Consider the following 24,691-nt stretch of genomic DNA (forward strand, 5'->3'; position numbering starts at 1 on the left):
GATGGAAAGCAAGATCTTACGAGCCATACGGATGATGCCGTATGGCTTTTTTGTTCAAGGAGGAACAATGGAAATCGAGGTAAAGACAAAACAGAAACAGTATACTGTCATGCTGGAACGCGGTCTGCTGCAGAAGGCATCCAGCCTGATCGGCCGTCATGGCCATGTCTATCTTGTTTCAGAAGACGGTGTGCCTGCTGCCTTCCGCAATACGCTGCAGCAGCAGTACCCGGAGGCTGCCATGTATGTGTTTCCGCATGGTGAACAATCCAAGAATCTGACAACCTGGCAGCAGATTCTCAAAGATATGTTAGAGCATGATCTCGGCAGAAAAGATACCGTGATTGCATTAGGAGGAGGCGTCACCGGCGATATGGCAGGTTTTGCGGCCGCAGCCTACATGCGCGGGATTCCGTATATCAATATCCCGACGACCTCACTTGCCATGATTGATTCTTCCATCGGCGGCAAGACTGCCGTTGACTTCAATGGCGTCAAAAACAGCATCGGTGCGTTCTGGCAGCCTGATCTGGTTCTGGTAGATCCCGATCTGCTTGCAGCACTGCCTGTGCGTCATCTGCACAATGGCCTGGTGGAAGCAGTCAAAGAAGGACTGACTTTTGATCCACAGCTGTTTGCCATCTTTGAACACGATGACTATCTGGATCATATTGATGAAATCATTGCACGCTGTCTGCAGATCAAAAGAGATGTCGTGGAGCAGGATGAACGGGAAGGCGGCATCCGCAAACTGCTGAATTTCGGTCATACATACGGCCATGCCCTGGAATCCTACTTTGGCCTGAACGGCTATTACCATGGAGAATGTGTCGGCATGGGTATGATGATGATCATGAATAACCCAGAGCTGAAAAGACGCTTGCAGGCAGTGCTGGAACGGATGAACTGCCCGGTTTCCTGCACATATGATCCTGAAGCTGTCTATCAGCTGTTATGCCATGACAAGAAGGCAGACCATGATCATGTCACAATTGTGCAGGTAGATGAGATTGGCAAAGGCCATCTGGAAGACTGGCCGCTGCCAAAACTGAAAGAGAGGCTGTACCATGAGTAATACTTTCGGCAGGCATTTGAAAATCACGTTGTTTGGAGAAAGCCACGGACCATCCATTGGCGCCATACTGGATGGCCTGCCAGGCGGTGTGAAGATTGATGAGGAATACATTGCCTCACGCATGCAGCTGCGCAGGGCAGTCGGTACAATCTCCACCGCACGGCAGGAAGCCGATCAGGTTCATATTCTGTCCGGCGTCAAAGACGGATACAGTGAGGGAACACCCATTGCCCTTGTGATCGACAACAGCAATGTACATTCCAAAGACTATTCATCCCTGGCAGATCTTGCCCGTCCAGGCCATGCGGACTATACCGGCCACATCAAGTACGATGGCTTCGAAGATCCCCGCGGCGGCGGTCATTTCTCCGGCCGTCTCACCGCACCGATCACAGCCTGCGGCGCAATTGTCCAGCATATGCTTGCTGAAAAAGGAATTCTCTGCGGCAGCCATATCAGACAGCTTCATGGCATTGATGATCTGCCATTTGACAGCGAACATCTCAAAGAGCAGATCAGCCAGCTGAACCAGAAACAGTTTGCCGTGCTGGATGATATGGCTGCCAAAGCCATGCAGGCAGAGATTGAAGCAGCCAGAAAACAGCTGGATTCTGTCGGCGGCATCCTGGAAACAGCCGTCATCGGACTGCCGGCAGGACTTGGCGAGCCGGAGTTTGACTCTATTGAAAGTCAGCTTGCCCATGGTATTTTCTCCATTCCGGCTGTCAAAGGCATCAGCTTTGGTGAAGGCTTTGGCTTTGCAGGCATGAAAGGCTCGCAGGCAAATGATGCCTTCTGCATCAGAAACGGAAAGATTGAAACGGTGACCAATCACAATGGCGGCATCAATGGCGGCATCACCAACGGCATGCCTGTTCTGTTTCAGACTGTCATCAAGCCAACACCGTCCATTGCGCAGGTTCAGGATACCGTTAACTTTGCAACGAAAGAAGAAACGAAGATTGCCATTCATGGCCGCCACGATCCAGCCATCATCCACCGGGCAAGAGTGGTTGCCGACAGTGTAACCTGTCTTGTTATGGCAGACTTCATGATGGAACGATTTGGCAGGGAGTATTTTCACGGATGAAACTGGGACTGATTGGTAAAACGCTTGGCCATTCATGGTCATGGCAGATTCATGACATGCTGATTCATGAACACTACCAGAACTGGGAACTGTCAGAAGATGAAGTGATTCCGTTTCTGGAAAAGAAAGATTTTACGGGTATCAATGTCACGATTCCATATAAAGAAAAAGTGATGACGGTGCTGGATGAAATCAGCCCCACGGCCGAAAAGATCGGTGCTGTCAACTGCATCATCAACCGTGATGGCAGGCTGTATGGCTATAACACAGACTGTGATGGATTTATGGAACTCGTTAAAACAGCCGGCATGCATATGGAAGGAAAGCATGCAGCTGTGCTTGGCAGCGGCGGTGCTGCCAAGGCAGTCATGGCTGGTGTATCACAGCTTGGCGGCATACCGGTGATGGTATCCAGGCATCCCCATGATGACATGATCAGCTACCAGCAGATGTATGCCATGCAGAACCGTTTTTCCTTCCTGGTCAATGCAACACCGGTTGGCATGTTTCCGCATATGGATGAAACACCGGCGGATCTGGATGTCTTTGAACATCTGGAAGGGGTTGTGGATGTCGTTGCCAACCCGCTGCGTACAAAGCTCTGCTTTCAGGCATCCTGCAAAGGGATGCCCTCGACGGGCGGGCTTGGCATGCTGGTATATCAGGCAGCCGCAGCTGATGCCCTGTTTACCGGGCAGAAAGTCCCGCAGGAGCGTATCGATGCCTGCCTTGGCACACTGCTGAAAGAGCGCCGCAATATCGTCCTGATCGGCATGCCGACTTCTGGCAAAAGCAGCGTGGCACAGATGCTTGGCAAGCAAAGCGGGCAGCAGGTATACGACATGGATACACTGCTGGAACAGCAGTTTGGCACCAGTATCCGCACATGTTTTGAAACCCATGGTGAAGCATATTTCCGTGCAAAGGAAACCAGACTTGCCAGAGAACTTGCAAGCAAAGAAGGCGTGATCATCTCCTGCGGCGGCGGCATTATCAAAAATCCGGAAAACATGCAGGTGTTATCACAGCATGGCGTGGTTGTGTGGCTGCAGAGAAACAGTTTGTTTCCAAGCAGTGACCGGCCGTTAAGTGCTGATGAGGCTTCGCTGAAAAAGCTTTATGAACAGCGCAGAGGGCTGTACGAAATGTACAGTGATATCCAGGTGGAAAACAATGGCACTCTGGAAGATACAGCAGAACAGATACTGAAGAAGATTGGAGAACGAAAATGATCATCACATTAAAGAAAGATGCACCTGAACAGGAAGTTGCGAAGATCCGCGCCAATTTCGAGAGTAAAGGCCTGCGGGTCAATATGATTCTTGGCGAAGACTTCAACGTCTTCGGCCTGGTAGGTGATACCGCCCACCTGGATGAACGTGACATTCTGGCCAATGAATGGGTTGAGAATGTCCAGAGAGTTTCCGCACCGTATAAGCTGGCCAACCGCATGTTCCATCCCCAGGATACAATTGTCAATGTTGCCGGCATTCCAATCGGCGGCAAAGAACCGGTTGTGATTATGGGCGGCCCGTGTTCTGTAGAAGGAGAAGAGCAGGTTGTCCGTATCGCAAAGGAAGTCAAGGATGCCGGCGGATGCATCCTGCGCGGCGGTGCTTACAAGCCCCGTACTTCACCATACTCTTTCCAGGGACTTGGCTATGAAGGCATCCTGGACATGGTCAAGGCACGTGAAAAGACAGGCATGCCGATCGTTTCTGAACTGATGAGCGCTGAGCACATTCCGGAATTCGAAGAAAATGTCGATCTTGTCCAGATCGGGGCCAGAAACATGCAGAACTTTGATCTGCTTAAGGCTGTGGGCAGAATGAAGAAACCGGTGCTGTTAAAGCGAGGCATGTCCGCAACAATTGAAGACTGGATCATGAGCGCTGAATATATCATGGCTTCCGGCAATCCCAATGTCATACTGTGTGAAAGAGGTATCCGCACATTTGAAAAATATACCCGCAACACCATGGATCTTGCCGTCATTCCAATCATCAAGGAAAAGACACATCTGCCGATTGTCATCGATCCTTCCCATTCCACCGGCGACTGGAAGTATGTGGAAGCCGTATCACTGGCTGCGGTGGCAGCCGGTGCAGATGGCCTGATCATTGAAGTACATGATCATCCTGAATGTGCATGGAGCGACGGTGCCCAGTCACTCAAGCCGGAAAAGTTTGCCCATCTTGTGCAGCGCTGCCGCAGAGTGGCAGAAGCGGTTGACCGTGAAGTCAGATGAACGTCACTGTCTCAAAAGGAAACCTGCATGACTTTTCTGTCTGTCTTCCTGCCAGCAAGTCCCTGTCCCACCGGGCACTGATTGCGGCTGGATTAAGCAGTACAGGATGCCGCCTTCATCATGTGGCTGACAACAACGATACTTCGGCAACCATGCACGCACTAAAGATGCGCGGCGCCTCCTTTACAAAAGATGGAGAAGACTGGCTTGTGCATGGCTGCAGTCATGGTGCAATTCCTGCGCAGCCCATTGACTGCTGTGAGTCCGGCAGCACACTTCGTTTTCTGATTCCTCTGTTTGCTGTCCAGCCCGGTACCGCAGCGTTTACAGGACATGGCCGGCTGATGCAGCGGCCCCAGTCTGTTTATGCAGATCTTTTTGCAAAACAGGGTCTGCGCTTTGAAAAACAAGGTGACATTTTGTATGCAGAAGGACCATTGTCCTGCGGTACGTATCAGGCGGCAGGAGATGTTTCCAGCCAGTTTATCAGCGGCCTGCTGTTTGCACTGCCGCTGCTGCCTGGTGAAAGCCGGATTATCGTTTCAGAACCCTTTGAATCAGAAAGCTATGTCGGTCTGACACTGGATATCCTGCATAAAGCAGGCATCCGCGTGAACCGGCAGGGCAATACCTTTACAGTCCCGGGGAATCAGACCTATCACATGCCCGCTTATACGGTGCCGGGTGATGACAGCCAGGCAGCGTTCTTTGCGGCTCTGGCTTTGATCAGCGACAAAGACGGTGACATCCTCAATATGGACCATGACTCTCACCAGGGTGATCATGTCATACTGGATCATATGCGTGCCTTTGGCGCTGAAGTGAGCGAAATTCCCAACGGCTACCATATCCATGCCGCTGATCCACATGGGGCTGTGATTGATCTGGGGGATTGCCCGGATCTAGGCCCGATGGAATTTGCCATGGCCGCCTGTGTCAGGGGTGACAGTACATTTCTGCATGCAGGCAGACTGCGCATCAAGGAGAGTGATCGGATTGCCTGTATGAAGGAAGAAATGGCAAAGCTTGGCTGTATGCTGGAAGACGATGGTGATACAGTATACGTACACGGCGGGAAGGGCGCCCTGCGGCCATCAGCAGTGCTTGGCCATAACGATCATCGCATTGTCATGGCATTAAGCATTCTGGCAGCCTGCAGTGAGCAGCCCATCACGATTGAAGATGCCCAGGCAGTAAACAAAAGCTACCCGGACTTCTATCAGGATCTCGCCCGTACAGGAGCGAAGATTTCATATGATCACTGACACAACCGTATTTGGCATCATCGGTTTAGGTGTTCTTGGCGGCAGCTATGCCAAGGCACTTTCCGCAAAACACTACAAAGTGCTTGCTGTTGATATTAATACATCCGCTCTGCAGGAAGCTGAAAAAAACGGCTGGATTACGGAAGGCAGCATGGATCCATCTCTTCTGTCTGCCTGCGATATTGTCGTTTCCTGTCTGTATCCACATACATTCATCAACTGGATCAAAGAGCATCAGGATGTATTGAAATCCGGGTGTCTGCTCAGTGATGTGACAGGCGTCAAGCGTGAGGTTATGCAGGCAGTCAATCAGCAGCTGCGCAAAGACGTTGAGTATATTGCCTGCCATCCTATGGCGGGAAGGGAAAGCCGCGGTCTTGCCTATGCAGATGAAAAGCGATTCCATGGTGCCAACTTCATCATCGTTCCTGGCGAAAACAATACGGCTGCTGCGATTGCCACAGCCCATCAGCTGGCAGAAATTCTTGGCTTTTCACGCATCGCAGAACTCAGCCCGGAAGAACATGACCGCATGATCGGCTTTCTGTCACAGTTAACACATGTCATTGCTGTTTCCCTTATGAATGTGGCAGACAATACACATCTGGCTGCCTATACAGGTGATTCCTTCCGTGATCTGACCCGTATCGCCAACATCAATGAAGAACTGTGGCCGGAGCTGTTTGTGCTGAACAAGGATAATCTGAGCCGTGAAATTGATGCCTTTGTGGCAGAGATGAAGTCGTTTGAAAAGCTGATTCAGGATGAGGATTATGACCGCATGAAACAGAAGCTCATGCTGGCAACAAAGCGGCGTAAAGCTTTTAACAAGGATCAGGAAAAAGGAGAAGAAAAGAAATGAAGCTGATGGTGCTGAACGGACCGAATCTGAATATGGTCGGCATCCGTGAAAAGGGTATTTATGGGACGGTGTCGTATCAGTGCATGATCGAGATGATCAAGCAGGAAGCAGAGAAGAGAAAGATTGAAGTAGACTGCCGCCAGTCCAACCATGAGGGAGATCTGGTAGACTGGATTCAGGAAGCGTACTTCAATGGCTATGATGGCGTGGTCATGAATCCGGGTGCTTATACGCATACAAGCATTGCCATTGCCGATGCCGTAAAAGCCATTGCACCGATTCCGGTTGTGGAGGTTCATATCAGTGATATCAACAGCCGCGAAGAATTCCGTCATCACAGTTATGCTGCCCCATACTGTCTTACCCAGATCAAGGGCCATGGCCTTGCAGGTTATGTAGAGGCAATGGATGCGATTGCAGCAGCCAAAGCAGGGAAGTAAGATTCTCTGTTTTTTTTCGGGCGGTAAAAGGTACAATAAACACGAGAGGCAAGTGAAGAAGAATGAAATACAAAGTCTGCAGAGGGTGCGGCACCCGTGTTCCTATGTCGAAAGAGAAATGCCCGGTTTGCGGCACCACAGATTTTACGATTGTCGATGAGCCGGAGGAAGAAACCCAGACACTGGACTGGGCACCGGATGGCAATGAAAATACAACCAAGCTGTTTCCCTTGACAGGAAACCAGCATACTATGCAGCGTGATCCAGAAGATGAAGCAGCGCAAAAACCATCAAAGAAACAGATGCCGAAGAAGAAAAAGACACCGAAAAAGAAAACGGAAACAATGAAAGCATCTGAAAAGGGGGAACATACAGGTGTGAACCTCGAACATCTGCTGAAGCGTTTTCCGCCTGTCACGCGGATGCTGATCATGATCCTGAGCGCACTTGTCGTGATTGTGCTGGTTGTCGGTATCGTGGCAGCTGTATCCAGAAAACCGGCAAAGACGGCTGTTACTTCAGCTTCTCCAACTGCAGATGCCACGGCATCCGCAAGTGCCCAGGCTGCCAGAGAAACTGCCAGAGCCGATGGCCAGCCGATTGGCAAGGCTGTCATTACTGCGGATACGATCAAGATCAGAACCGAGCCTAATACGGATGCCGGTGTGCTTGGCATTGTGCAGAAGGATGATCAGTATGATGTGTATGAGATTGAAACAGATGGCAGCTATACATGGTACTGCATCGGCAGTGAGAAATGGATTGCGGATGATGGCGGTGAATGGGTGACATATACAGCTGATGAATAAGCTGGAAATTTGGAAAGACTGACTGAAAATGCTAGAATATGGTCCATGTCGGGCTGTATGTCTGATATTGGGATATTTAGCAGAATATGAAGAAGAAAGAAATTAAGATTTTAATTGTGCTGGTGGTGGCGGCTGTGGCTGCCCTGGGCATCATCAAACTGATACAGAAGAAAAATGCTGGATCTGGTGTGACGGTTGCGATTTATTACCGCGATCAGATTGTGAAAGAGTTTGATCCTGCCAAGGATGCGGTTTATACCGTTAAAGGTGACTATGGGACCCTGGATGTAGAGGTCAAGGATGACAAGTGGCATGTGACCAATGAAGAGTGCCCGAATCATATCTGCCATCAGATGGGCTGGGTTGGACCTGGCGAATATCTGCCGATCACCTGCCTGCCAAACAACATTGTGGTTGTGCAGGAGGGTTCATCCAGCAAATGAGAAATAACAAGACGAAACACTTTGTCTGGCTGGCACTGCTTTCTGCCATGGCAATCACACTTTCTCTGGTGGAGTCCATCTTCATCGGACCGCTGCTGTTTGGCATTCTGCGCATCGGCCTTGCCAATATCATTGCTCTGATTACCATCAAGCTGCTTGGCGTCAGGGATATGATTATCGTCAATACCATGCGGGTTGTCATATCCACACTGATGCAGGGCACGATCTTTGGCTCGGTATTCTGGATCTCGCTGGGAGGCGTTGTCTTATCCAGCATTGTCCTGATCATCCTGGATCATTTCCATGCATCTCTGCTGTTTACATCGATTCTGTGTGCCGTTGCCCATTCCTGTGGACAGGTAATTATTGTGGCTCTGTTCTACATGCAGCCTGGTATTGCCGTTTTACTGCCATATCTGCTGCTGGCATCCATTCCAATGGGAATCATTACCGGCATCATTGCAAAAATGGTACTGGCGAGAATTCATCCCCTGCGCAAAGAAACACTGGCATGAACAGGTGCTTTGACAGCCCTGTTTTTTCTTTTGCAGCCATGGTAAAATACCATCGGCTTGCAAGAAGGGGAGTTAACCATGCGTGATTATGTGATTGCAACTGCATCAACCTGTGATCTGGACCGCACCTGGCTTGATGAACATCAGGTTCCATTTATTTCATATACATTTATTATCGATGATCATTCCTACAATGATGACTGCACAGAGAAAACAAAGGAATTTATTCTGGATCAGATGAAACAGGATAAGCCGGTTTCTACAGCTGCCATTTCTGTATATGCCTATGAGCAGTTCTTTGAGAAGATCCTGCAGCAGGGCAGGGATATTATTTTTCTTGATATGACAAAAGCGCTGTCTTCTTCTTTTTCCAATGCTGTCATGGCATCCCGTGATCTGCAGGAAAAATATCCGGACAGAAAGATTGCCGTGATTGATACAAACGCAGTGACACTGATTCTTGGTTTACTTCTGAAAGAGGCAGTTGCCATGCATGAAAGCGGCAGTGATTTTGATGAAGTTGTCAGTTGGATTGAAACAAACAAGAACAACTTTGTCGGCCGTTTCATGGTCAATGATCTCAAGTGGCTGCGCCGCGGCGGCAGGCTTTCCAATGCGTCTGCCATTGTTGGATCTCTGCTTTCCATCAAGCCGCTGATCATCGTGGATGATGATGGTAAACTTGTTGCTTATAACAAGATCAGAGGCAGACAGAAATGCCTGCATACCCTGATTGAGGATGTCGCAAAATCTATGACAGATGAGACGTCAAAGCATGAAACGGCATTGATCTTCTCTGGTGAAAAGGAAGACGGGGAGGCATTCCGTCAGGAATTCATGGCTGCTTATCCGGATCTGCACAATGTTGGACTGTACAGACTTGGCCCGGTGATCATGGGACATATCGGACCTGGATTTCTGGCTGTTGTCATCTATGGAAAGGGCAGAGAACCGAAGGCCTGAGCTGTGGCTGCACAGCTTTTTATTTTTGTATAATATGCAGACATTTGCACATAGATGGCTGATTGAAAACAATACGTCTGCCCGCTATGATTATTTCAAAGACAGATGTCTTGAAGGAGGACGCAAAGATGAAGATTATTATTGATGCAGTCAGCGAACTGGCCAAGATCAGCTGGAACAAACTGAAGCCTACCGAAAAGGCACTGTTGGCCGCAACTTCTGCAACACTGGTTCTGGCAATGGTCAGCTATGGGATGTCATCCCGCCAGCAGAAAAAACAAAGGCTGATGCATCCATGAAGAGAAACCGCAGATGCGGTTTTTTAAGTTGGAAAAAAGAAAAACCGGATCATGAGATCTGTCACCATCCGGTATTCTATGGAGCAGACGACGGGAATCGGACCCGCGTATTCAGCTTGGGAAGCTGACATTCTACCATTGAATTACGTCTGCGTATATATTGATTATAGCGAAAAGCACCGTACTTGGAAACATGAAGTTTTCTGACGGGATTTGCTACAATAGAGCCATGTTTGAAATGAAACTAACAGATGCCGTCAATCTGGCAGACTGGTATCAGACACATAAGCGGAATCTGCCATGGCGTGATACAGGAAATCCTTATCATGTATGGGTAAGTGAGATCATGCTGCAGCAGACCCGCATTGAAGCAGTAAAGCCAAAGTATGAGCACTTCATGCAGGAACTGCCGGATATTGCTTCGCTGGCTGCATGTCCTGAAGACAGACTGATGAAACTCTGGGAAGGACTTGGCTATTATGCCAGAGCCAGAAATCTGCAGAAATGCGCGATTGTATTGATGAGGGATTATCATGGCGAACTTCCTGCGGATGAGGATGCTTTGAAGCATCTGCCTGGCATCGGCCCCTATACAGCAGGGGCTATTGCTTCGATCAGCTTTGGCATTGGTGTTCCCGCGGTGGATGGCAACGTGCTGCGTGTTTTATCGCGCTATGTTGAAAACGAAGAAGATGTCCGCCTGCCATCTGTCCGCCAGGAAGCTGAAAAAGCCATCAGGACGGTCTTTGAACAGGATCATGATCCATCCTTTGTCAAAGCATTCAATCAGGGATTGATGGAGCTTGGTGAAACGATATGCACACCCAATGGCACACCATCCTGTTCCCATTGCCCGCTTTGTATGTCCTGCCTTGCCAGCAGCCATGGCAGCTGGGATCATATTCCGTACCGTTCTTCATTAAAAGACAGAAGGATTGTGGAACGGACACTGTATATCATCAAAGACGGCCAGCGCTTTCTGCTGCATAAGCGCCCCAAAAGAGGACTGCTGGCAGGTCTGTATGAGTTCCCGGCCATGGATGGCTTTGCGGATGAAAAGAAGATCCTGCACCAGGTGGAGACACTTGGCTTTGCGCCCGTACATATCCGTGCACTGCCTGAGGCCAGGCATGTCTTTACCCATCTGGAATGGCATATGCATGCCTGGGAAATTCAATGCGCGCAGGCGGATCTTGCTTTGCCATCTGACTGGATTCTGGTTACAAAAAAGGAACTGGCAAACTGTGCCGTTCCTTCCGCATTCAAAACATATCTTGACTGGTATTCACTGCACGGCTAGTCAGCTGCCCTGACCGGCAAACCGGGTGATCGCAACTGTCTGCTTTTCACTGAGAGAATGTGCAGACTGCGGGGCAAAGCCGCGGTTGTTCCGGCGGCGGGAAGAAGAACGATTCCCAGCTTTTCCTGAAACCCGATGGTTTGTCTGTGCACCTGGCTTTTTAGAAGAAGCTGCTTTCACAGATGCAGATCTGTGCTTTGTGTTCCCTGCATGGGTGCCAGTCTTTGCCTTTGTGTTTGTATGGGCATGTCCAGACGCATTTTGATGTGCGGCTTTCTTTACCGGCTTTGTATCTGCAGGCCGGCTTTTCTTTTCACTATGTGCATGTTTACCGTGTGCATCCGCTGTATGTGTACTGCGGTGATGCACCGGTTTTCTGTTCTGTTTGTGTTCCTGTTTTTCAGGATTTGTTTTCTTCTGTATATCTTCCGTATTAACTGCCTCCTTTTTTCGTTTGACTGCTTCGGCAAGTTCCTTGCTTGTGCCGCCGATCCTTCTGCCATCCTCATAGGTCCATGCGGATGTATTTTCGCCGCCTCGATGCATCAGAAACTGCGCTGCTTCATTCAGGCTGGCAAATTCTGCATTCTGTACAAAGTGCGCCATACCGCTGTCATCTTCACTGACGATGCCTCTTGCCAGGAAATCATCATACATTCTGTGCATGCGGCGCATATCCCGCTGGCCATAGGCTTTGAACACAGTACCAGGCAGCACTTCAATATTCATGCTGTGATGAAAGATTGCCCGGGCATTGGCACTGGGCGAGGAGAGCACCAGGACATCATCCTCGGTACGCTCATCCTGCCGTACATTTTCCTCCTCATACGGATAAATCGCAATGATGCGTTCAGCCAGTTCATCACACCGTTTCAGAATCGTATCCTTATTCCAGACAGGAGACTGCAGGATCTCCGTATTCATACGGATATGCATTGTCTTTTCAAGAATTTTCTTCTTGTAGGCAAAGTCTTCATTGCCCATGCGTGTATTATCATCCTGGGCACACAGAGTCAGATTGCCGATCAGATTGGCATAGAACGCATATTCATCCTCATTTGCCGTACCCGCATGTTTTTTCCACCAGGCATTAGGATGCTGCGGCATGATATGCTCAATATTCAGGCTGGATGTATCGACCTTCACACTGGCACCGTCCTGCTCAATGCGTTCAAGCACCGGCCGCAGGACCATCAGAGAATAGGCATTGATTTCTTTCAACTGTCCCCTGAGCTGTTCGTCAGTAGGCATCACATTGGCATTGGAACGGTTATAAGTCACTAGATCATTGACCGTAATAGCATGGAAGTCACCATGTGTTTTTGTAAATGTGCGCATCACACTGCGCAGCAGGATCGGAAAATAGCGGCCAAGCTGTGAGTTGTCCATGCCGCATAATGCTCTTCTGGTCAGATAAGAGTCTATCAGGCATACCGTTCTGGCAAAAGCAGATTCCGGAATCTGATTCTGCAGATACAGGCGTGCTGCTTCCATCAGAAAGGGAGCAGGCAGACGGGAGGCAGAAACGCGGAATGCAGCACAGGCTGCCTCTGCTTCCGTTCCTTCCATTTCGCCGTGATAAATCCGATCATAGTAGCCTGCATAGCGGTTGATCTCCTGCAGCAGATTTTCTGTGGATTCCTTTCTGCTGTGCCAGTACTGCTTGAACCCTTCATAGACATCTTTCCTGGACAGCAGGCTGTATGTCTTGATGGCAAGATAATAGCGGAAGAACTCTTCCAGACGTCTGGAATCCGTAAACTGCTGCTCCAGCGGCTGCCAGTACATCCTGTACAGCCGTTCCTGCAGGTCATCCGGATGATTCATCAGAATATAATTGCGGATCAGATCGGCAGATGTCAGCGGGGCACCAGCCGCATTGATGGACTCAAAGATCTGCTGGGCATTGTCTCCGGCAGAAAGGGGAAACTCCAGAATGTCGACACGGGACAGCGTATCCAGAATCTGCTGCAGAGAATATATCTCGGCAAGTTTTCTGATCCGCCGGCAGATATATTCATAGTTGCGGTATACATACGTGTCTTTATCGTGCTGGCTGAAAGAGTCCACATTGCCATAGACAAGCCTGGCATACACATCATCACTTGATACTGCCGGCTTCAGCCGCAGTGCTGCATTCTGCGGTGCATGCTTGTTAAACAGATAGTAGTCATCAATGATGCCGGCTGTCTCTTCATCGTTCTTTTCCAGAGCAGTTTTCTTTAGAGCCAGCAGAAAGATAAACGCAGTTGTCAGACGCTGCTGGCCGTCCACAATCTGCAATTGCCGGAATACACCGGAAAGACTTGTTTCCATGTAGATGATGATGCCAAGAAAATGGGATGCATTTGTCTGCACCAGAAGATCCTGGATATCATCCATAAAGCGTGCTGTTTCCTTTTCAGGATTCCACGCATAATTGCGCTGATACACAGGAATCACAAACTGTGAACCCATGTTCGCTTTAATAAAGTCAGAGAGATTGCCTCTGACAGGCTGTTTTTGCATTGTTGAAATTACCTCACGATCAGAGTATTCAAATGGCAGTATAGCGAAGTGAATCTCTGTCTTTTCTTATTTATCACACAGATTGCATGATGCCGTGGACCATCTGCAATCGTATCTTACATACTAAAATGAGAAGGCACCACTACAATGCCTTCTCATTAGCAGGGGTAGAGAGAATCGAACTCCCATCAACGGTTTTGGAGACCGATGTACTACCATTGTACGATACCCCTATTAAAAATGGTGACGAGTACGGGATTCGGACCCGTGAATGCCGCCGTGAAAGGGCGGTGTGTTAAGCCGCTTCACCAACTCGCCACACAAATGGTGCTCATTGATAGTAACATACGCTCCGATCAGATGCAAGATTTATTTTCTCCATTCCGATCACGGATTGCACAGCGCACATGGCGTATAGCCCATCTGGATCAATTCATCCCGGCTCTGCCTGCTTTCCTGCCTGTTCTTCTCTTTCATCTTTTTGACAGCAGAACAGCCCGGACGGTGAAACTCCTTTGTGGAAGTGTTCAGGATATAGTAAGTCTCAGCATTTGTGGATGTATCGGATGTATCAGTCTGCGCTGCCTGTGTACTCTGTGCCTGCTGTTCTTCTGTCTGGCCGGGTGTCCAGTTGGTATCCGGATCACATGAGAACCAATAGTTTGTACCATTGCTGTAAACCGTTACTTCACCCTGATCATCTGTACGGAAGATCTGGGCACCGTGATCTTTGAATACCTGCAGTGCCTGGGCAGAAGGGTGGCCATAGCTGTTGCCCTTGCCGCAGCTGATCCAGACATAGGAAGGAGAAACCGCACTGACAAAGGCATCAGAGCTGGAAGTGGAGGAGCCATGGTGGCCTGCTGCATACACATCCGATTTCAGGGTATAGCCAGATGAAACCATATCTGCTTCCTCTTCTGCTTCGGCATCACCGGTGATGATCATGGAAAAGCCGCCATAGGCAATGCGGATGGCAATGGATTTGTTGTTGTCCGATGGCAGGGACATGTCGATCGGGCCAACGACCTGAAAGCTTGCATTGCCAAGTGCATAGGCCTGCCCGGGTTCCGGATGAACGGTGTTGATGCCCTGGGATGCCTGCACAAAGGAATTGTAGATTTTGGAATCCGAGGTTGTATCCGGACACAGAATCGTATTCACGGAAGCGGTATGAAGAACGCCTACCAGGCCGGCAATATGATCCTCATCGTAGTGTGAAGCAATCATATAATCCAGCGAAGTGATATTGTGCTGTTTCAGCCAGGCGACAACATAGGATGAGCGGCTGCGCGGACCGCCGTCAAACAGCATGGTATGTCCATCAGCCTGAATCAGGATGGACAAGCCCTGATGTACATCCAGCATCACTGCTTCAAACCCGGCACCATCTGTACTTTCCAAGGCAATGGCTGCAGAGACTTGTGCAGATGATGAAGAAGCAGGGGCAGATGCGGAAGGAACTGCTGAGGAAGCAGACTGTGCAGAAACAGCTGATGTACCTGCGGCAGTACAGCCGGACAAGAAAAGAGAAAGTGTACAGAAGACACCGACAAGTTTCTGATATAGATTACGCATGGCGTGACAGGATCCTCTCTTGACACTGCCATGATAACATTGCTGGTTTCCAGTTTCAGGCAATCTTCACTTTCCAACAGACACTTAACAAAAACTGTACTTATATTTTCTTTGCCCAGGAAGAAGAGAAGATGATGAAAGAAACGGAAACATTCCTGCGTACAGAAGAAAAATTTGATCTGACAGAGGAGCAGGCCGCAGTATTTCTTGATGAAATCAAGTCATACATCGTGCCGGATGTCTATCCCAACTATACACTGCATTCTCTGTATTATGATACGGACAATTATGTGATGATTTCCCACTGCCTGAATCATCCCTGTACCGCGAGAAGATGCGCCTGCGCAGCTATGGCGTGATCACGATAAAACAAAGAAAGAGCCTGCAGGACTATGTGGATGCCGTTACAAAATAAGTGGACAAGCCGGGCTAAAATACTATGATTATATAGGTAATCCTAAAGGAGGAGCATAAGATGGTTAACTGGAAAAATCTCGATGAGCTGGCATCTTTCAAAGCACTGAAAGAGCTGCCGGCTGTTGATCTGAAGACAGAAATGACAGGTGAAAAAGGCGCCGAAAGAGTCAAGGCATACACAGTGCCGATGGCAGAAGGACTGTCCTACAATTTTGCTGCAAAGGCTGTCAATGATGATGTTCTTGCTGTACTGCAGAAGCTTGCGGATGAGGCACAACTGGAAGACAAGTTTGCCGAACTTTACAATGGCGGCATGGTCAATACCGGTGAAAAGAGATATGTTCTGCATCATCTGTGCAGAGGCCAGCTTGGCAATGATGTCATTGCGGATGGTCAGAACAAGAGAGAGTTCTATGTAGAACAGCAGAACCGTATCGCTGCTTTTGCAAAGAAGGTATACAGCGGCGAGATTGCCAATGAGAAGGGTGAGAAGTTCACAACGGTTGTGCAGATCGGCATCGGCGGATCCGACCTTGGTCCAAGAGCCATGTATCTGGCACTGGAAAACTGGGCAAAGGCAAATGGAAAGCTCAAGATGAATGCAAAGTTCATCTCCAATGTTGACCCGGATGATGCAGCAGCTGTTTTGAACAGCACCGATGTTGCCCATGCTCTGTTCATCCTTGTTTCCAAGAGCGGCACAACGCTTGAGACACTGACAAACGAGACCTTTGTCAAGAATGCGCTCAAAAAAGAGGGACTGGATCCTTCCAAGCATATGATTGCCGTCACTTCCGAGGCTTCTCCACTTGCCCATAACGAAGGCTATCTGGATGCATTCTATATGGATAATTATATTGGCGGCAGATATTCTTCTTCCAGTGCTGTCGGCGGAGCTGTTCTTTCCCTGGCCTTTGGCCCGGAAACCTTCGCTGAATTCCTGGAAGGTATGGCAGCAGAAGACAAGACCGCAAAGGAAACAGATATCCGCAAGAACCCGGCAATGCTCGATGCTTTGATCGGTGTTTATGAAAGAAATGTGCTGAACTATGAATGCACAGCTGTTCTGCCGTATTCACAGGCACTGAGCAGATTCCCGGCTCATCTGCAGCAGCTTGACATGGAATCCAACGGCAAGTCTGTCAACCGTTTTGGTGAACCGATGAATTACAAGACCGGCCCGATCCTCTTTGGTGAGCCAGGCACAAACGGCCAGCATTCTTTCTACCAGCTGCTTCATCAGGGAACCAATATCGTTCCGCTGCAGTTTGTTGGCTTCCGCAAGAACCAGTGCGGTATGGATGATGTCATTGAGGGCTCCACTTCCCAGGCAAAGCTGTGCGCCAATGTGGCTGCCCAGATCGTTGCCTTCGCAACCGGCAAGGATGATGATAATCCGAACAAGAGATTTGCCGGCAACAGACCTTCTTCCATTATTATCGGCGATCAGCTGACACCAAGAACACTTGGCGCTCTGCTTGCCCACTTTGAAAACAAGGTCATGTTCCAGGGATTTGCCTGGAATGTCAATTCCTTCGATCAGGAAGGCGTCCAGCTTGGCAAAGTGCTTGCCAAGAAGGTGCTTGCCCATCAGACAGATGGTGCGCTTGCTGCCTACAGCGATCTGCTGAATATCTGAATATCATCTCTCAGGGGCTGTAACAGTTGAATAAGCTGTTGCAGCTCATTTTTATGCTTACACATTTTTTCGCTGTATATCTATCCGTACAAACACAAAGCCGATCCGTTCAAATAACACGCATAGTCACCCCAGAGGAATGCTCGTCAAAATTCTTCTGTTTGCTTACACGAACCGTATTTTTTCCCTGACTGATTGTTATGCCTCTCATGAAATGGCTCTGCTGAATATGTTCTGGTAAAGGTAATACAAAAAAACAAAAAAAGCCTATAAAAGAGCTAATCCATTAGCAACTGTTACGGGCCCGTTCAAGGAAATGGCAGATCTACAGTGGATTTTATTTCTTGATATGGAGTTTTCTTAAAATTAAATATAACATCCATGCCAAGATCATAAGAATTCCGCATTGGTCTAAGTTAACCCGGTAAAGAATAGCTGATTCTGAATCTACTATCATCCATAGTATGTTATAAAGTACATATCCAATGAAAATCAGAATAATACTTAATAACAAGTCTTTGGTGGTGTTGCGATCATCAGCAATTTTACTCAGAATTGTGTGTAATTTCCTAATCATTCCACTCTATAACCCCCGTATACAAAAGCCCATGAAATATCCAGTTCAATCTTAGGATATTGAAGCTTTTTGCTCCGTACAGAACTAGCAATCATACCACAATATGCGCTAACCGCACTTGCACCTAATGATACTACTAATCCTGCACCAGCAGCGAATAATAAACCATATGCGGCAGACACACTTCCCATAGCAGTGCTACATGTTTCTAAATCACTGGCAAATGCTTCTGCAGCTGCATTAGTTCTAAAAATGTGTCTTACTCCCCACCAGAATTGATCAATTTGATGTGCTGCATAAGCTCTCATTATTACTGGATTGGAACTGGATACGATCTTTTTAGAAACCTCATCAATGGTGAAGCTGTTGATAGACACAAAATGATTAGCTCTTTCCAGCATAGAGTATGCTGTGTGCAGTACCCCTGAATCTATAGCTGTCTCTTCAGGGACGGTCAATACGTAACTATTGTTCTGGACAATAACATATTTGTCAATCATGCTGATTTCAGAGATTGATAATGAGGATCCAGTGATAGTTTCTGACTGGTTGGTGGTGTTAGAGGCAGAATTATCTGCATCTACAGGATTAACGTTGAATAGCAGTGTATCATTATAGAGATGGCACTTAATATTATCTTTTTCATGCGTTTTCTCCTTTCATTTACAGATCTGCCAATTAACGCCTACCTATATAGTAGTATAAATGATGGCTGATTATGATTCATAATTCATTAGAGGCCTGTAACAGTTGCTAATGGATTAGCTCTGTTATTTGTGCATAAGAGAATAATAATGCATGAATATATAATATTTATAGCTCAAATATATGCTTTATTCATGATTTTACATTCATATAGCAGGGTACTTAATGCCTATATGTGTGAGGTATGCGCTTACATGGCCGGATTTTTCTTTTTCTTTTCTTTTTCTTGATGCTTTATGGTAAAACCTTGTGGCGGAGGAACTAAAGAAGATGAAGTATACAGAAACATATTGCGGACCGATGTGCTATGTGAAGTTTGATGATGCCATTGTGTCTGGAGATTCACTGGAAGAGAAGGCAGCGGCTGCAGCTTCCTGGCTGAGCAGCCTGATTGCCAATGAAGATATTGGCGCCAAGAGTGTGCATGTTTATACCGGCAGCAAACGTTCAGATGTACGTATGGTTGTCTCTGGATCCACAGTGTCCCTGCAGGATATGAAGGGCATGGATGATCCCGAATTGTCCATGATTGTGATGATCGCAGCACCGGAAGTGCTGAATGGAGAAGAAATCTGCGTCTCTGTCAGTATGGATGATATGCGTCCGGAGATTATCTTGAACCAGGAAGCCTGCGGTAAATATGCCAAGCAGCGCTTTGTGCAGGAAGTCCTGGAGGACTGAAAAAAATAAATTTGTGGTTGACCAGATAACGTGCCGGGAGTAGGATAAATCCCGGTAAAGAAAAGACATGCTTTTAAGATAGTACAGAGAGACTATGAAGGCTTGTTGTGATCCTGGACGGGATTGTATGCATGGGTGACCTGCAGCTGACATGTGCTCTCTGACATGTCAGCTGTTTTTTCTTCCGGTAAGGAGACAGAAGGAAAATGAAAAAGGGAACTGAGAAGCTTACGAAACGTATGATGGCTGCCCTGGCAGCCGGCCTGCTCTTCGGCATTGCGATGATTGCCCTGCGTGAAACACTGAAGGGAAATGGCCACGAAGCCATCTGGAATGTTTTGAACAAAGTTCTGTTTGCGGATATTTCAGCAGAAGGCAACGAACATGCCATTGGCCTGTTCTACATCATTGGACAGTTGTTTGTCAGATCACTGCAGCTGGTCATCGTACCGATGGTATTCACAAGCATCGTGCTGGCCATGATCCGCATCAAGGATGCCAGCAAGCTTGGCCGCATCTCCCGCCGTACCATTGGCTACTTCCTGTTAACAACTGTCATTGCCATTCTGCTTGCGTCCACAGTCGGCATGGGGGCATACAATGCCGGCCTGTTCAACCAGAGCGCCGCAGCGGCTATTGACAGTACGCAGGGTACAGAGGCTGCTAACCCGCTGATGATCATCATCAACGCTGTGCCGAACAACCTCGCATCTGCCTTCACCAATAACGGCGGCGTGCTTGCCATCGTTGTAGTAGCCGTCATGTGCGGCCTTGCCGTCAACAAGCTGCGTGACAAAGTCACAGCACTGCCCAAGCTCTGTGAAGAAGTCAGTGACATCATCACAGTTGTACTGACCTTCATCGTGAACCGCCTCGGTCCGGTTGCCATCTTCTGCCTGATTTCCAGAACATGCGCATCCTACGGCATTTCCTACCTCAAACCGGCTATGGCCTATGTCCTGCTCACCGTCGCGCTCCTGCTGATTGTGCTGCTGTTTGGCTACGGACTGTTTGTACGCATCACAACCGGCGTCAAAGCATCAGTCTTCCAGAAACGCATTGCCAAGGTTGCACTGTTTGGCTTCTCCACATCTTCCTCAGCCGCAACACTGCCGCTGAACATGAAGACAGCCACGGAAGAGCTTGGCGTACCGTCTGAAATCGCAAGCTTCGTACTGCCGCTTGGCATGACCGTCAATATGGACGGCACCGCGATCATGCAGGTTATTGCCACACTGTTCATCGCCGGTGTCAGCGGCTACCACATCACGATGCCGACTCTGATTCTGATCGGCCTGTTGGCCATTGTTGCAAGCGTCGGCACACCGGCTGCCCCGGGTGCTGGTGCCGTGATCCTGTTCACCATCCTCTCCGGTGTCGGCATCAACAACGACATGGCGCTGATGACATACTCCCTCATCCTGGCAATCAACAGACCGATTGAAATGCTGGTTACATCACTGAATGTCGTCAGTGATACAGCCTGCGCAATGGCAGTAGCCAAGAATGAAAATTGCCTGGATACAGGATCTCTGATGGATACAGAAGAGATGCCTGCTGCCCAGACACATGAGCCGAAGTAATAGGAAAAAGCTATTGCTGAAAACAGAATAATCATATTAGATGCCTCATCAACACTTCGCTACAATGGCTGAGAAAGATGAGGCATTTTTATATGACAAATACGATTCGGGCACCATGGCGGTACGATTTTGTCGGCAGTTTTCTAAGACCGGCATATCTCAAGGAAGCCAGAGAACAGAAAGCAAAAGGGCAGATCAGTGAAGAACAGCTGACAGAAGTAGAAAACAAAGCAATTGAGGATCTGATTGCCAAAGAAAAGAAAGCAGGATTCCACATTTTGACGGATGGTGAATTCCGCCGTTCGGCATGGCATCTTGACTTCATGTGGGGGTTTGACGGCATCACGCATGCGCCAACCAAGACCGGTCTTCCTTTTGCCGGCGAGGCAGCTATGATTGATGATACCTGGGTAACGGGGAAGATTGCTTACAAGGGACATCATCCATTTCTGGATCATTTCCGTTTTGTGGATGAGCGTACTGATGAAAATACAGCAGCCAAGCTGACCATTCCGGCACCGGCACAGTTTCTGGAACAGTTTGATATGCCTTTTGCAAAGGAAACAACAAGCCGTGTTTATCCGGATGAGAAAGATCTGATCCATGATATCGTGGAAGCATATGCTGCATTCATTGGAGATCTGTACAAAGAAGGCTGCCGCAATCTGCAGCTGGATGACTGTTCATGGGGACTGCTGGCAGATCCAAGACGTTATCAGTTCTTTGATACGGATGATGCAGGCATTGAAGAAATCAAGGAGCGCTATCTGGATATTAATAATGCTGTCATTGCCAGAGCACCAGAGGACCTGACCATCAATACTCATGTATGCCGCGGCAACTTCCATTCCACATATGCTGCCACCGGAGGCTATGACAGCATCGCAGCCTTCCTGTTTGCCCGTGAGAATGTCAATGCCTTCTATCTGGAATATGATACCGAAAGAGCAGGCGGTTTTGAGCCATTGCGTCAGGTGCCGAAAGATAAAAAGGTCGTGCTTGGCCTGATCACTACAAAGTCCGGTGAACTGGAAGATCCGGATCTGATCAAGCGCAGAATCCGCCAGGCCTCAGCCTTCATTGATCTGGACCGTCTGTGCCTGTCTCCACAGTGCGGCTTTGCGTCCTGTGAGATTGGCAACAAGCTTTCTGAACAGCAGGAGTGGGACAAGCTTGCCCTGGTGAAAAAGATTGCTGAGGATGTCTGGAAGGACGCCTGAAGACAAAATAAAACGATCTGTCACAGTGGTCTGTATCAATTGACCGCTGTGCAACAGATCGTTTTTTTTCTTTTACTTCCAGCCTTTTTCCTTGATGTAATGATCGAACATATAGTGACCGACACCGCCGTCTTCACAGTCATATTCCGTCACTGCATCCGCACATGCCTTGGTGCCATCGGAGCCATTCTTTAAGCAGACACCCCAGCCGGCATCCTTCAGCATGGCATCATCATTCTCATTGTCGCCAAAGGCAATGATTTCACCCATGTCGAAATTGTTCCAGCTGACATAGCGCTGCAGGCCTTTGCCTTTATCAATACCCTTGTGCATGATCTCCACCGTTCCTGGATAGGTGCCGAAGATCTGATAATTATCACCAAACTTTTCCAGAAAGCGGCTGCGGATGAGATGGTCATAGGCAGGTTCAGCACGGAACAGGAACTTGAATGTCGGCTTTTCACAGAAGCCATCAATATCATCGGTCTTATCAATGAAGTGGAAGCCGTGGCGCTGGGCAGATTCCATCAGCTCACCGCCGATGTACATGGCATTGTGATTGCCGCCGCCTTCCGCATTGACGGCAATCTTGTACTCGTCAACCAGCGGCAGCATCCAGTGCAGGATGGCCTTCATCTCATCGATGCTGAGATAATCTGTCTGCCAACTCTTGTTCTGCAGGCGGTCAAATACCATGCCGCCATTCATGCCGACAATATAATCAAACTCAAAGCCAAGTCCCCAGTTTCTACCGGTGTTTTTCAGCTTTTCATCAATTTCTCTTCCTGTTGCCAGGCCAAGCTTTACACCATGCTTGTGGAGAATCTGAAATGCTTCAATAGTAACTTCCGGAAGATCACCGCCCTTGGCAGTCAGGGTCATATCAATGTCTGCTGCCAGTGCCTTGATATTGTTAATCATACTCTCAATCCACCTCTTTTTAACTTTATCAACTGCCATCAATCATAACATTTTTCCATTGCTTTGCGGGAAAAGCATGGACACTTAGACGCTTCTGTAATGTTAAATCCAACTCTTTTCAACGTCTTAACGCAATCTTAATGCCGTCAGTATGATCATTAATCCCGTCTTAATTCCATCCAGACGATAATACAAGTGCAAAGAGGGGGGATTGTATGAAACAACTGCGTGAAAGGCTGGAACATTTCTCCACCTTCCAGGTGATTCTTGCCGGCTTTGCCATTGTGATTCTGATCGGCAGCTTTCTTCTCTGCCTGCCGGTATCCAGCATCCAGCATGTCTGGACACCCTATATCGATTCTCTGTTCACATCGACTTCAGCAGTCTGTGTCACCGGCCTGATCGTCCATGATACCGCAACGTACTGGTCGCTGTTTGGCCGTATCGTTATTCTGTGTCTGATTCAGATCGGCGGTCTTGGCGTTGTGACCATCGCCGTTACGCTGGCGATCATGTCAGGACGCCGGATCGGTCTGATGCAGCGCAGCCTGATGCAGAGTTCTATCTCTGCACCAAGCATCGGCGGTATTGTCAGACTGACCAAGTTCATCGTCAGAAGCACACTTAGCATTGAGCTGATCGGTGCTGCCATGATGAGCCCGGTCTTCATCAGAGACTTTGGCGTGATGCGCGGCATCGGCTATGCGGTATTCCATTCTGTATCTGCATTCTGCAATGCTGGATTTGATCTGATGGGTGTGCGCCAACCATATTCTTCGCTGACCAGCTACAGTGACAACTCTGTCATCTGCATCACGATCATGGCACTGATCATTGTCGGCGGCCTTGGTTTCCTGACCTGGTCAGACATTGTCCATAACGGCATCCATTTCCGCCGCATGCACCTGCAGACAAAGGTGATACTTGTCACCACACTGTGTCTGATCCTGATCCCGTTCCTGTATTTCTTCTTCGTGGAATACAGGGATGGATCAATTGGCAGCCGCATCCTGCTGGCACTGTTCCAGAGTGTGACACCGCGTACTGCCGGCTTTAATACAGCGGATTACAGCAAGATGAGTGATACTGGCTTAATGATCACGACGATCTTGATGCTGATCGGCGGCGCACCTGGTTCTACTGCCGGCGGCATGAAAGTCACAACGGCAGCCGTGCTGCTTGTGTTTGTGGCCGGTGCATTGCGCAGACATGATCAGGTGACAATGTTCAAGCGCGGCATTGATACCAGCGTCATCCATGATGCCGCTGCGCTGTGCGGCACATATCTGCTGCTGTTTCTGATCGGATCCATGATCCTGTCCGCAACAGAAAATATTGGGATCATGAAGTGCATGTTCGAGTGTGCATCCGCACTTGGCACGGTTGGTCTGACAACCGGCATCACACCGACACTGCATGTGTGGTCGCATCTGATTTTGATTGCATTTATGTATTTTGGCCGGGTAGGGGCACTGACGATGGCATATGCCACAGTGACCAGAAAGCCAAAGAAAAAAGGCACTTTGCCTTGTGAAAGGTTGATGGTGGGTTGA

At 48.6% G+C, this 24,691-nt stretch carries 23 protein-coding genes and 3 tRNA genes; 19 read left to right on the plus strand and 7 right to left on the minus strand.

Annotation, left to right across the window (positions count from 1 at the left end; genetic code table 11):
* Nucleotides 1-67: 67 nt before the first annotated feature.
* From aroB to MOZ60_RS00155, 12 genes are all read left to right on the plus strand, one after another.
* Nucleotides 68-1,075: a 3-dehydroquinate synthase gene (aroB, locus tag MOZ60_RS00100; protein ID WP_370595205.1), complete on the plus strand. Its 1,008-nt coding sequence runs from the start codon at nucleotides 68-70 to the stop codon at nucleotides 1,073-1,075.
* Complete coding sequence (gene aroC, locus MOZ60_RS00105; RefSeq protein ID WP_370595206.1) at nucleotides 1,068-2,165, plus strand: chorismate synthase; 1,098 nt, start codon at nucleotides 1,068-1,070, stop codon at nucleotides 2,163-2,165. The genes aroB and aroC overlap by 8 nt, the downstream gene beginning before the upstream one ends.
* Nucleotides 2,162-3,397 (plus strand): shikimate kinase, encoded by a 1,236-nt coding sequence (locus MOZ60_RS00110; RefSeq protein WP_370595207.1) that lies wholly within the window; start codon nucleotides 2,162-2,164, stop codon nucleotides 3,395-3,397. Before aroC ends, MOZ60_RS00110 begins: the two co-directional genes overlap by 4 nt.
* Nucleotides 3,394-4,413 (plus strand): 3-deoxy-7-phosphoheptulonate synthase, encoded by a 1,020-nt coding sequence (aroF, locus tag MOZ60_RS00115; RefSeq protein ID WP_370595208.1) that lies wholly within the window; start codon nucleotides 3,394-3,396, stop codon nucleotides 4,411-4,413. The genes MOZ60_RS00110 and aroF overlap by 4 nt, the downstream gene beginning before the upstream one ends.
* The gene (gene aroA / locus MOZ60_RS00120; RefSeq protein WP_370595209.1) at nucleotides 4,410-5,678 is read left to right on the plus strand and encodes a 3-phosphoshikimate 1-carboxyvinyltransferase; all 1,269 of its coding nucleotides are present in this window, start codon (nucleotides 4,410-4,412) and stop codon (nucleotides 5,676-5,678) included. Before aroF ends, aroA begins: the two co-directional genes overlap by 4 nt.
* The gene (locus MOZ60_RS00125; protein ID WP_370595210.1) at nucleotides 5,668-6,540 is read left to right on the plus strand and encodes a prephenate dehydrogenase; all 873 of its coding nucleotides are present in this window, start codon (nucleotides 5,668-5,670) and stop codon (nucleotides 6,538-6,540) included. The genes aroA and MOZ60_RS00125 overlap by 11 nt, the downstream gene beginning before the upstream one ends.
* Nucleotides 6,537-6,980 (plus strand): type II 3-dehydroquinate dehydratase, encoded by a 444-nt coding sequence (aroQ, locus tag MOZ60_RS00130; RefSeq protein WP_277009192.1) that lies wholly within the window; start codon nucleotides 6,537-6,539, stop codon nucleotides 6,978-6,980. Before MOZ60_RS00125 ends, aroQ begins: the two co-directional genes overlap by 4 nt.
* Before the next feature lie 62 nt (nucleotides 6,981-7,042).
* Complete coding sequence (locus tag MOZ60_RS00135) at nucleotides 7,043-7,789, plus strand: OapC/ArvC family zinc-ribbon domain-containing protein (protein ID WP_370595211.1); 747 nt, start codon at nucleotides 7,043-7,045, stop codon at nucleotides 7,787-7,789.
* 86 nt (nucleotides 7,790-7,875) lie between these two features.
* The gene (locus MOZ60_RS00140; protein WP_108776067.1) at nucleotides 7,876-8,232 is read left to right on the plus strand and encodes a NusG domain II-containing protein; all 357 of its coding nucleotides are present in this window, start codon (nucleotides 7,876-7,878) and stop codon (nucleotides 8,230-8,232) included.
* On the plus strand, nucleotides 8,229-8,747 hold the full coding sequence (locus MOZ60_RS00145) for a Gx transporter family protein (protein WP_108776068.1): 519 nt from the start codon (nucleotides 8,229-8,231) through the stop codon (nucleotides 8,745-8,747). Before MOZ60_RS00140 ends, MOZ60_RS00145 begins: the two co-directional genes overlap by 4 nt.
* A 78-nt stretch (nucleotides 8,748-8,825) precedes the next feature.
* The gene (locus tag MOZ60_RS00150; RefSeq protein ID WP_370595212.1) at nucleotides 8,826-9,710 is read left to right on the plus strand and encodes a DegV family protein; all 885 of its coding nucleotides are present in this window, start codon (nucleotides 8,826-8,828) and stop codon (nucleotides 9,708-9,710) included.
* Between the two features lie 128 nt (nucleotides 9,711-9,838).
* Nucleotides 9,839-10,009, plus strand: a complete 171-nt coding sequence (locus MOZ60_RS00155; protein WP_167836376.1) for a hypothetical protein — start codon at nucleotides 9,839-9,841, stop codon at nucleotides 10,007-10,009.
* Nucleotides 10,010-10,088: 79 nt separating this feature from the next.
* On the opposite strand, the gene MOZ60_RS00160 is transcribed toward MOZ60_RS00155, so the two are convergent.
* Nucleotides 10,089-10,162: transfer RNA gene (locus tag MOZ60_RS00160), tRNA-Gly, on the minus strand.
* Between the two features lie 85 nt (nucleotides 10,163-10,247).
* Here MOZ60_RS00160 and MOZ60_RS00165 point away from each other — a divergent pair.
* Complete coding sequence (locus tag MOZ60_RS00165; RefSeq protein WP_370595213.1) at nucleotides 10,248-11,309, plus strand: A/G-specific adenine glycosylase; 1,062 nt, start codon at nucleotides 10,248-10,250, stop codon at nucleotides 11,307-11,309.
* Here MOZ60_RS00165 and MOZ60_RS00170 read toward each other — a convergent pair whose 3' ends face one another.
* The 4 genes from MOZ60_RS00170 to MOZ60_RS00185 form a co-directional block, all read right to left on the minus strand.
* A complete protein-coding gene (locus tag MOZ60_RS00170; RefSeq protein WP_370595214.1) occupies nucleotides 11,310-13,817 on the minus strand; it encodes a DUF262 domain-containing protein in 2,508 nt (835 codons plus the stop codon).
* A gap of 162 nt (nucleotides 13,818-13,979) precedes the next feature.
* Nucleotides 13,980-14,050 (minus strand) — tRNA-Trp (locus MOZ60_RS00175).
* 8 nt (nucleotides 14,051-14,058) lie between these two features.
* Nucleotides 14,059-14,135: transfer RNA gene (locus MOZ60_RS00180), tRNA-Glu, on the minus strand.
* Between the two features lie 69 nt (nucleotides 14,136-14,204).
* Nucleotides 14,205-15,395: a ComEC/Rec2 family competence protein gene (locus MOZ60_RS00185; RefSeq protein WP_370595215.1), complete on the minus strand. Its 1,191-nt coding sequence runs from the start codon at nucleotides 15,393-15,395 to the stop codon at nucleotides 14,205-14,207.
* Between the two features lie 131 nt (nucleotides 15,396-15,526).
* On the opposite strand from MOZ60_RS00185, the gene MOZ60_RS00190 reads away from it, so the two are divergent.
* On the plus strand, nucleotides 15,527-15,754 hold the full coding sequence (locus MOZ60_RS00190) for a hypothetical protein (RefSeq protein ID WP_370595216.1): 228 nt from the start codon (nucleotides 15,527-15,529) through the stop codon (nucleotides 15,752-15,754).
* 116 nt (nucleotides 15,755-15,870) lie between these two features.
* Nucleotides 15,871-17,451: a glucose-6-phosphate isomerase gene (locus MOZ60_RS00195; protein WP_370595217.1), complete on the plus strand. Its 1,581-nt coding sequence runs from the start codon at nucleotides 15,871-15,873 to the stop codon at nucleotides 17,449-17,451.
* Nucleotides 17,452-18,024: 573 nt separating this feature from the next.
* On the opposite strand, the gene MOZ60_RS00200 is transcribed toward MOZ60_RS00195, so the two are convergent.
* Nucleotides 18,025-18,528 carry a hypothetical protein gene (locus MOZ60_RS00200; RefSeq protein ID WP_370595218.1) on the minus strand — a complete coding sequence of 168 codons (504 nt, stop codon included), beginning with the start codon at nucleotides 18,526-18,528 and terminating at the stop codon, nucleotides 18,025-18,027.
* A gap of 475 nt (nucleotides 18,529-19,003) precedes the next feature.
* Between MOZ60_RS00200 and MOZ60_RS00205 the strand changes: the two genes are divergently transcribed.
* From MOZ60_RS00205 to MOZ60_RS00215, 3 genes are all read left to right on the plus strand, one after another.
* Nucleotides 19,004-19,414, plus strand: a complete 411-nt coding sequence (locus tag MOZ60_RS00205; protein WP_370595219.1) for a hypothetical protein — start codon at nucleotides 19,004-19,006, stop codon at nucleotides 19,412-19,414.
* A gap of 206 nt (nucleotides 19,415-19,620) precedes the next feature.
* Nucleotides 19,621-20,997 carry a dicarboxylate/amino acid:cation symporter gene (locus MOZ60_RS00210; RefSeq protein WP_277009659.1) on the plus strand — a complete coding sequence of 459 codons (1,377 nt, stop codon included), beginning with the start codon at nucleotides 19,621-19,623 and terminating at the stop codon, nucleotides 20,995-20,997.
* A 92-nt stretch (nucleotides 20,998-21,089) separates the two neighbouring features.
* Nucleotides 21,090-22,217, plus strand: coding sequence for a 5-methyltetrahydropteroyltriglutamate--homocysteine S-methyltransferase (locus MOZ60_RS00215; RefSeq protein ID WP_370595220.1), 1,128 nt, complete (start codon nucleotides 21,090-21,092; stop codon nucleotides 22,215-22,217).
* A 72-nt stretch (nucleotides 22,218-22,289) separates the two neighbouring features.
* On the opposite strand, the gene MOZ60_RS00220 is transcribed toward MOZ60_RS00215, so the two are convergent.
* The gene (locus tag MOZ60_RS00220) at nucleotides 22,290-23,138 is read right to left on the minus strand and encodes a Cof-type HAD-IIB family hydrolase (protein WP_370595221.1); all 849 of its coding nucleotides are present in this window, start codon (nucleotides 23,136-23,138) and stop codon (nucleotides 22,290-22,292) included.
* Between the two features lie 215 nt (nucleotides 23,139-23,353).
* Here MOZ60_RS00220 and MOZ60_RS00225 point away from each other — a divergent pair, with 215 nt between their 5' ends.
* Nucleotides 23,354-24,691 carry a TrkH family potassium uptake protein gene (locus MOZ60_RS00225; RefSeq protein ID WP_370595222.1) on the plus strand — a complete coding sequence of 446 codons (1,338 nt, stop codon included), beginning with the start codon at nucleotides 23,354-23,356 and terminating at the stop codon, nucleotides 24,689-24,691.

It is taken from the genome of Grylomicrobium aquisgranense (genome assembly GCF_033971865.1).
GTDB lineage: Bacteria > Bacillota_I > Bacilli_A > Erysipelotrichales > Erysipelotrichaceae > Bulleidia > Bulleidia massiliensis.

Bases quoted from the DNA above. Each gene is read 5' to 3' on its own strand.
- MOZ60_RS00220 (WP_370595221.1), bottom strand. From the start codon at position 23,138: ATGATTAACAATATCAAGGCACTGGCAGCAGACATTGATATGACCCTG.
- aroQ (WP_277009192.1), top strand. From the start codon at position 6,537: ATGAAGCTGATGGTGCTGAACGGACCGAATCTGAATATGGTCGGCATC.
- aroC (WP_370595206.1), top strand. From the start codon at position 1,068: ATGAGTAATACTTTCGGCAGGCATTTGAAAATCACGTTGTTTGGAGAA.
- MOZ60_RS00150 (WP_370595212.1), top strand. From the start codon at position 8,826: ATGCGTGATTATGTGATTGCAACTGCATCAACCTGTGATCTGGACCGC.
- MOZ60_RS00155 (WP_167836376.1), top strand. From the start codon at position 9,839: ATGAAGATTATTATTGATGCAGTCAGCGAACTGGCCAAGATCAGCTGG.
- MOZ60_RS00135 (WP_370595211.1), top strand. From the start codon at position 7,043: ATGAAATACAAAGTCTGCAGAGGGTGCGGCACCCGTGTTCCTATGTCG.
- MOZ60_RS00145 (WP_108776068.1), top strand. From the start codon at position 8,229: ATGAGAAATAACAAGACGAAACACTTTGTCTGGCTGGCACTGCTTTCT.
- MOZ60_RS00215 (WP_370595220.1), top strand. From the start codon at position 21,090: ATGACAAATACGATTCGGGCACCATGGCGGTACGATTTTGTCGGCAGT.
- aroF (WP_370595208.1), top strand. From the start codon at position 3,394: ATGATCATCACATTAAAGAAAGATGCACCTGAACAGGAAGTTGCGAAG.
- MOZ60_RS00110 (WP_370595207.1), top strand. From the start codon at position 2,162: ATGAAACTGGGACTGATTGGTAAAACGCTTGGCCATTCATGGTCATGG.
- MOZ60_RS00225 (WP_370595222.1), top strand. From the start codon at position 23,354: ATGAAACAACTGCGTGAAAGGCTGGAACATTTCTCCACCTTCCAGGTG.
- MOZ60_RS00205 (WP_370595219.1), top strand. From the start codon at position 19,004: ATGAAGTATACAGAAACATATTGCGGACCGATGTGCTATGTGAAGTTT.
- aroA (WP_370595209.1), top strand. From the start codon at position 4,410: ATGAACGTCACTGTCTCAAAAGGAAACCTGCATGACTTTTCTGTCTGT.
- MOZ60_RS00170 (WP_370595214.1), bottom strand. From the start codon at position 13,817: ATGCAAAAACAGCCTGTCAGAGGCAATCTCTCTGACTTTATTAAAGCG.
- MOZ60_RS00165 (WP_370595213.1), top strand. From the start codon at position 10,248: ATGAAACTAACAGATGCCGTCAATCTGGCAGACTGGTATCAGACACAT.
- MOZ60_RS00200 (WP_370595218.1), bottom strand. From the start codon at position 18,528: ATGATTGACAAATATGTTATTGTCCAGAACAATAGTTACGTATTGACC.
- MOZ60_RS00210 (WP_277009659.1), top strand. From the start codon at position 19,621: ATGAAAAAGGGAACTGAGAAGCTTACGAAACGTATGATGGCTGCCCTG.
- MOZ60_RS00185 (WP_370595215.1), bottom strand. From the start codon at position 15,395: ATGCGTAATCTATATCAGAAACTTGTCGGTGTCTTCTGTACACTTTCT.
- MOZ60_RS00190 (WP_370595216.1), top strand. From the start codon at position 15,527: ATGATGAAAGAAACGGAAACATTCCTGCGTACAGAAGAAAAATTTGAT.
- MOZ60_RS00140 (WP_108776067.1), top strand. From the start codon at position 7,876: ATGAAGAAGAAAGAAATTAAGATTTTAATTGTGCTGGTGGTGGCGGCT.
- MOZ60_RS00195 (WP_370595217.1), top strand. From the start codon at position 15,871: ATGGTTAACTGGAAAAATCTCGATGAGCTGGCATCTTTCAAAGCACTG.
- aroB (WP_370595205.1), top strand. From the start codon at position 68: ATGGAAATCGAGGTAAAGACAAAACAGAAACAGTATACTGTCATGCTG.
- MOZ60_RS00125 (WP_370595210.1), top strand. From the start codon at position 5,668: ATGATCACTGACACAACCGTATTTGGCATCATCGGTTTAGGTGTTCTT.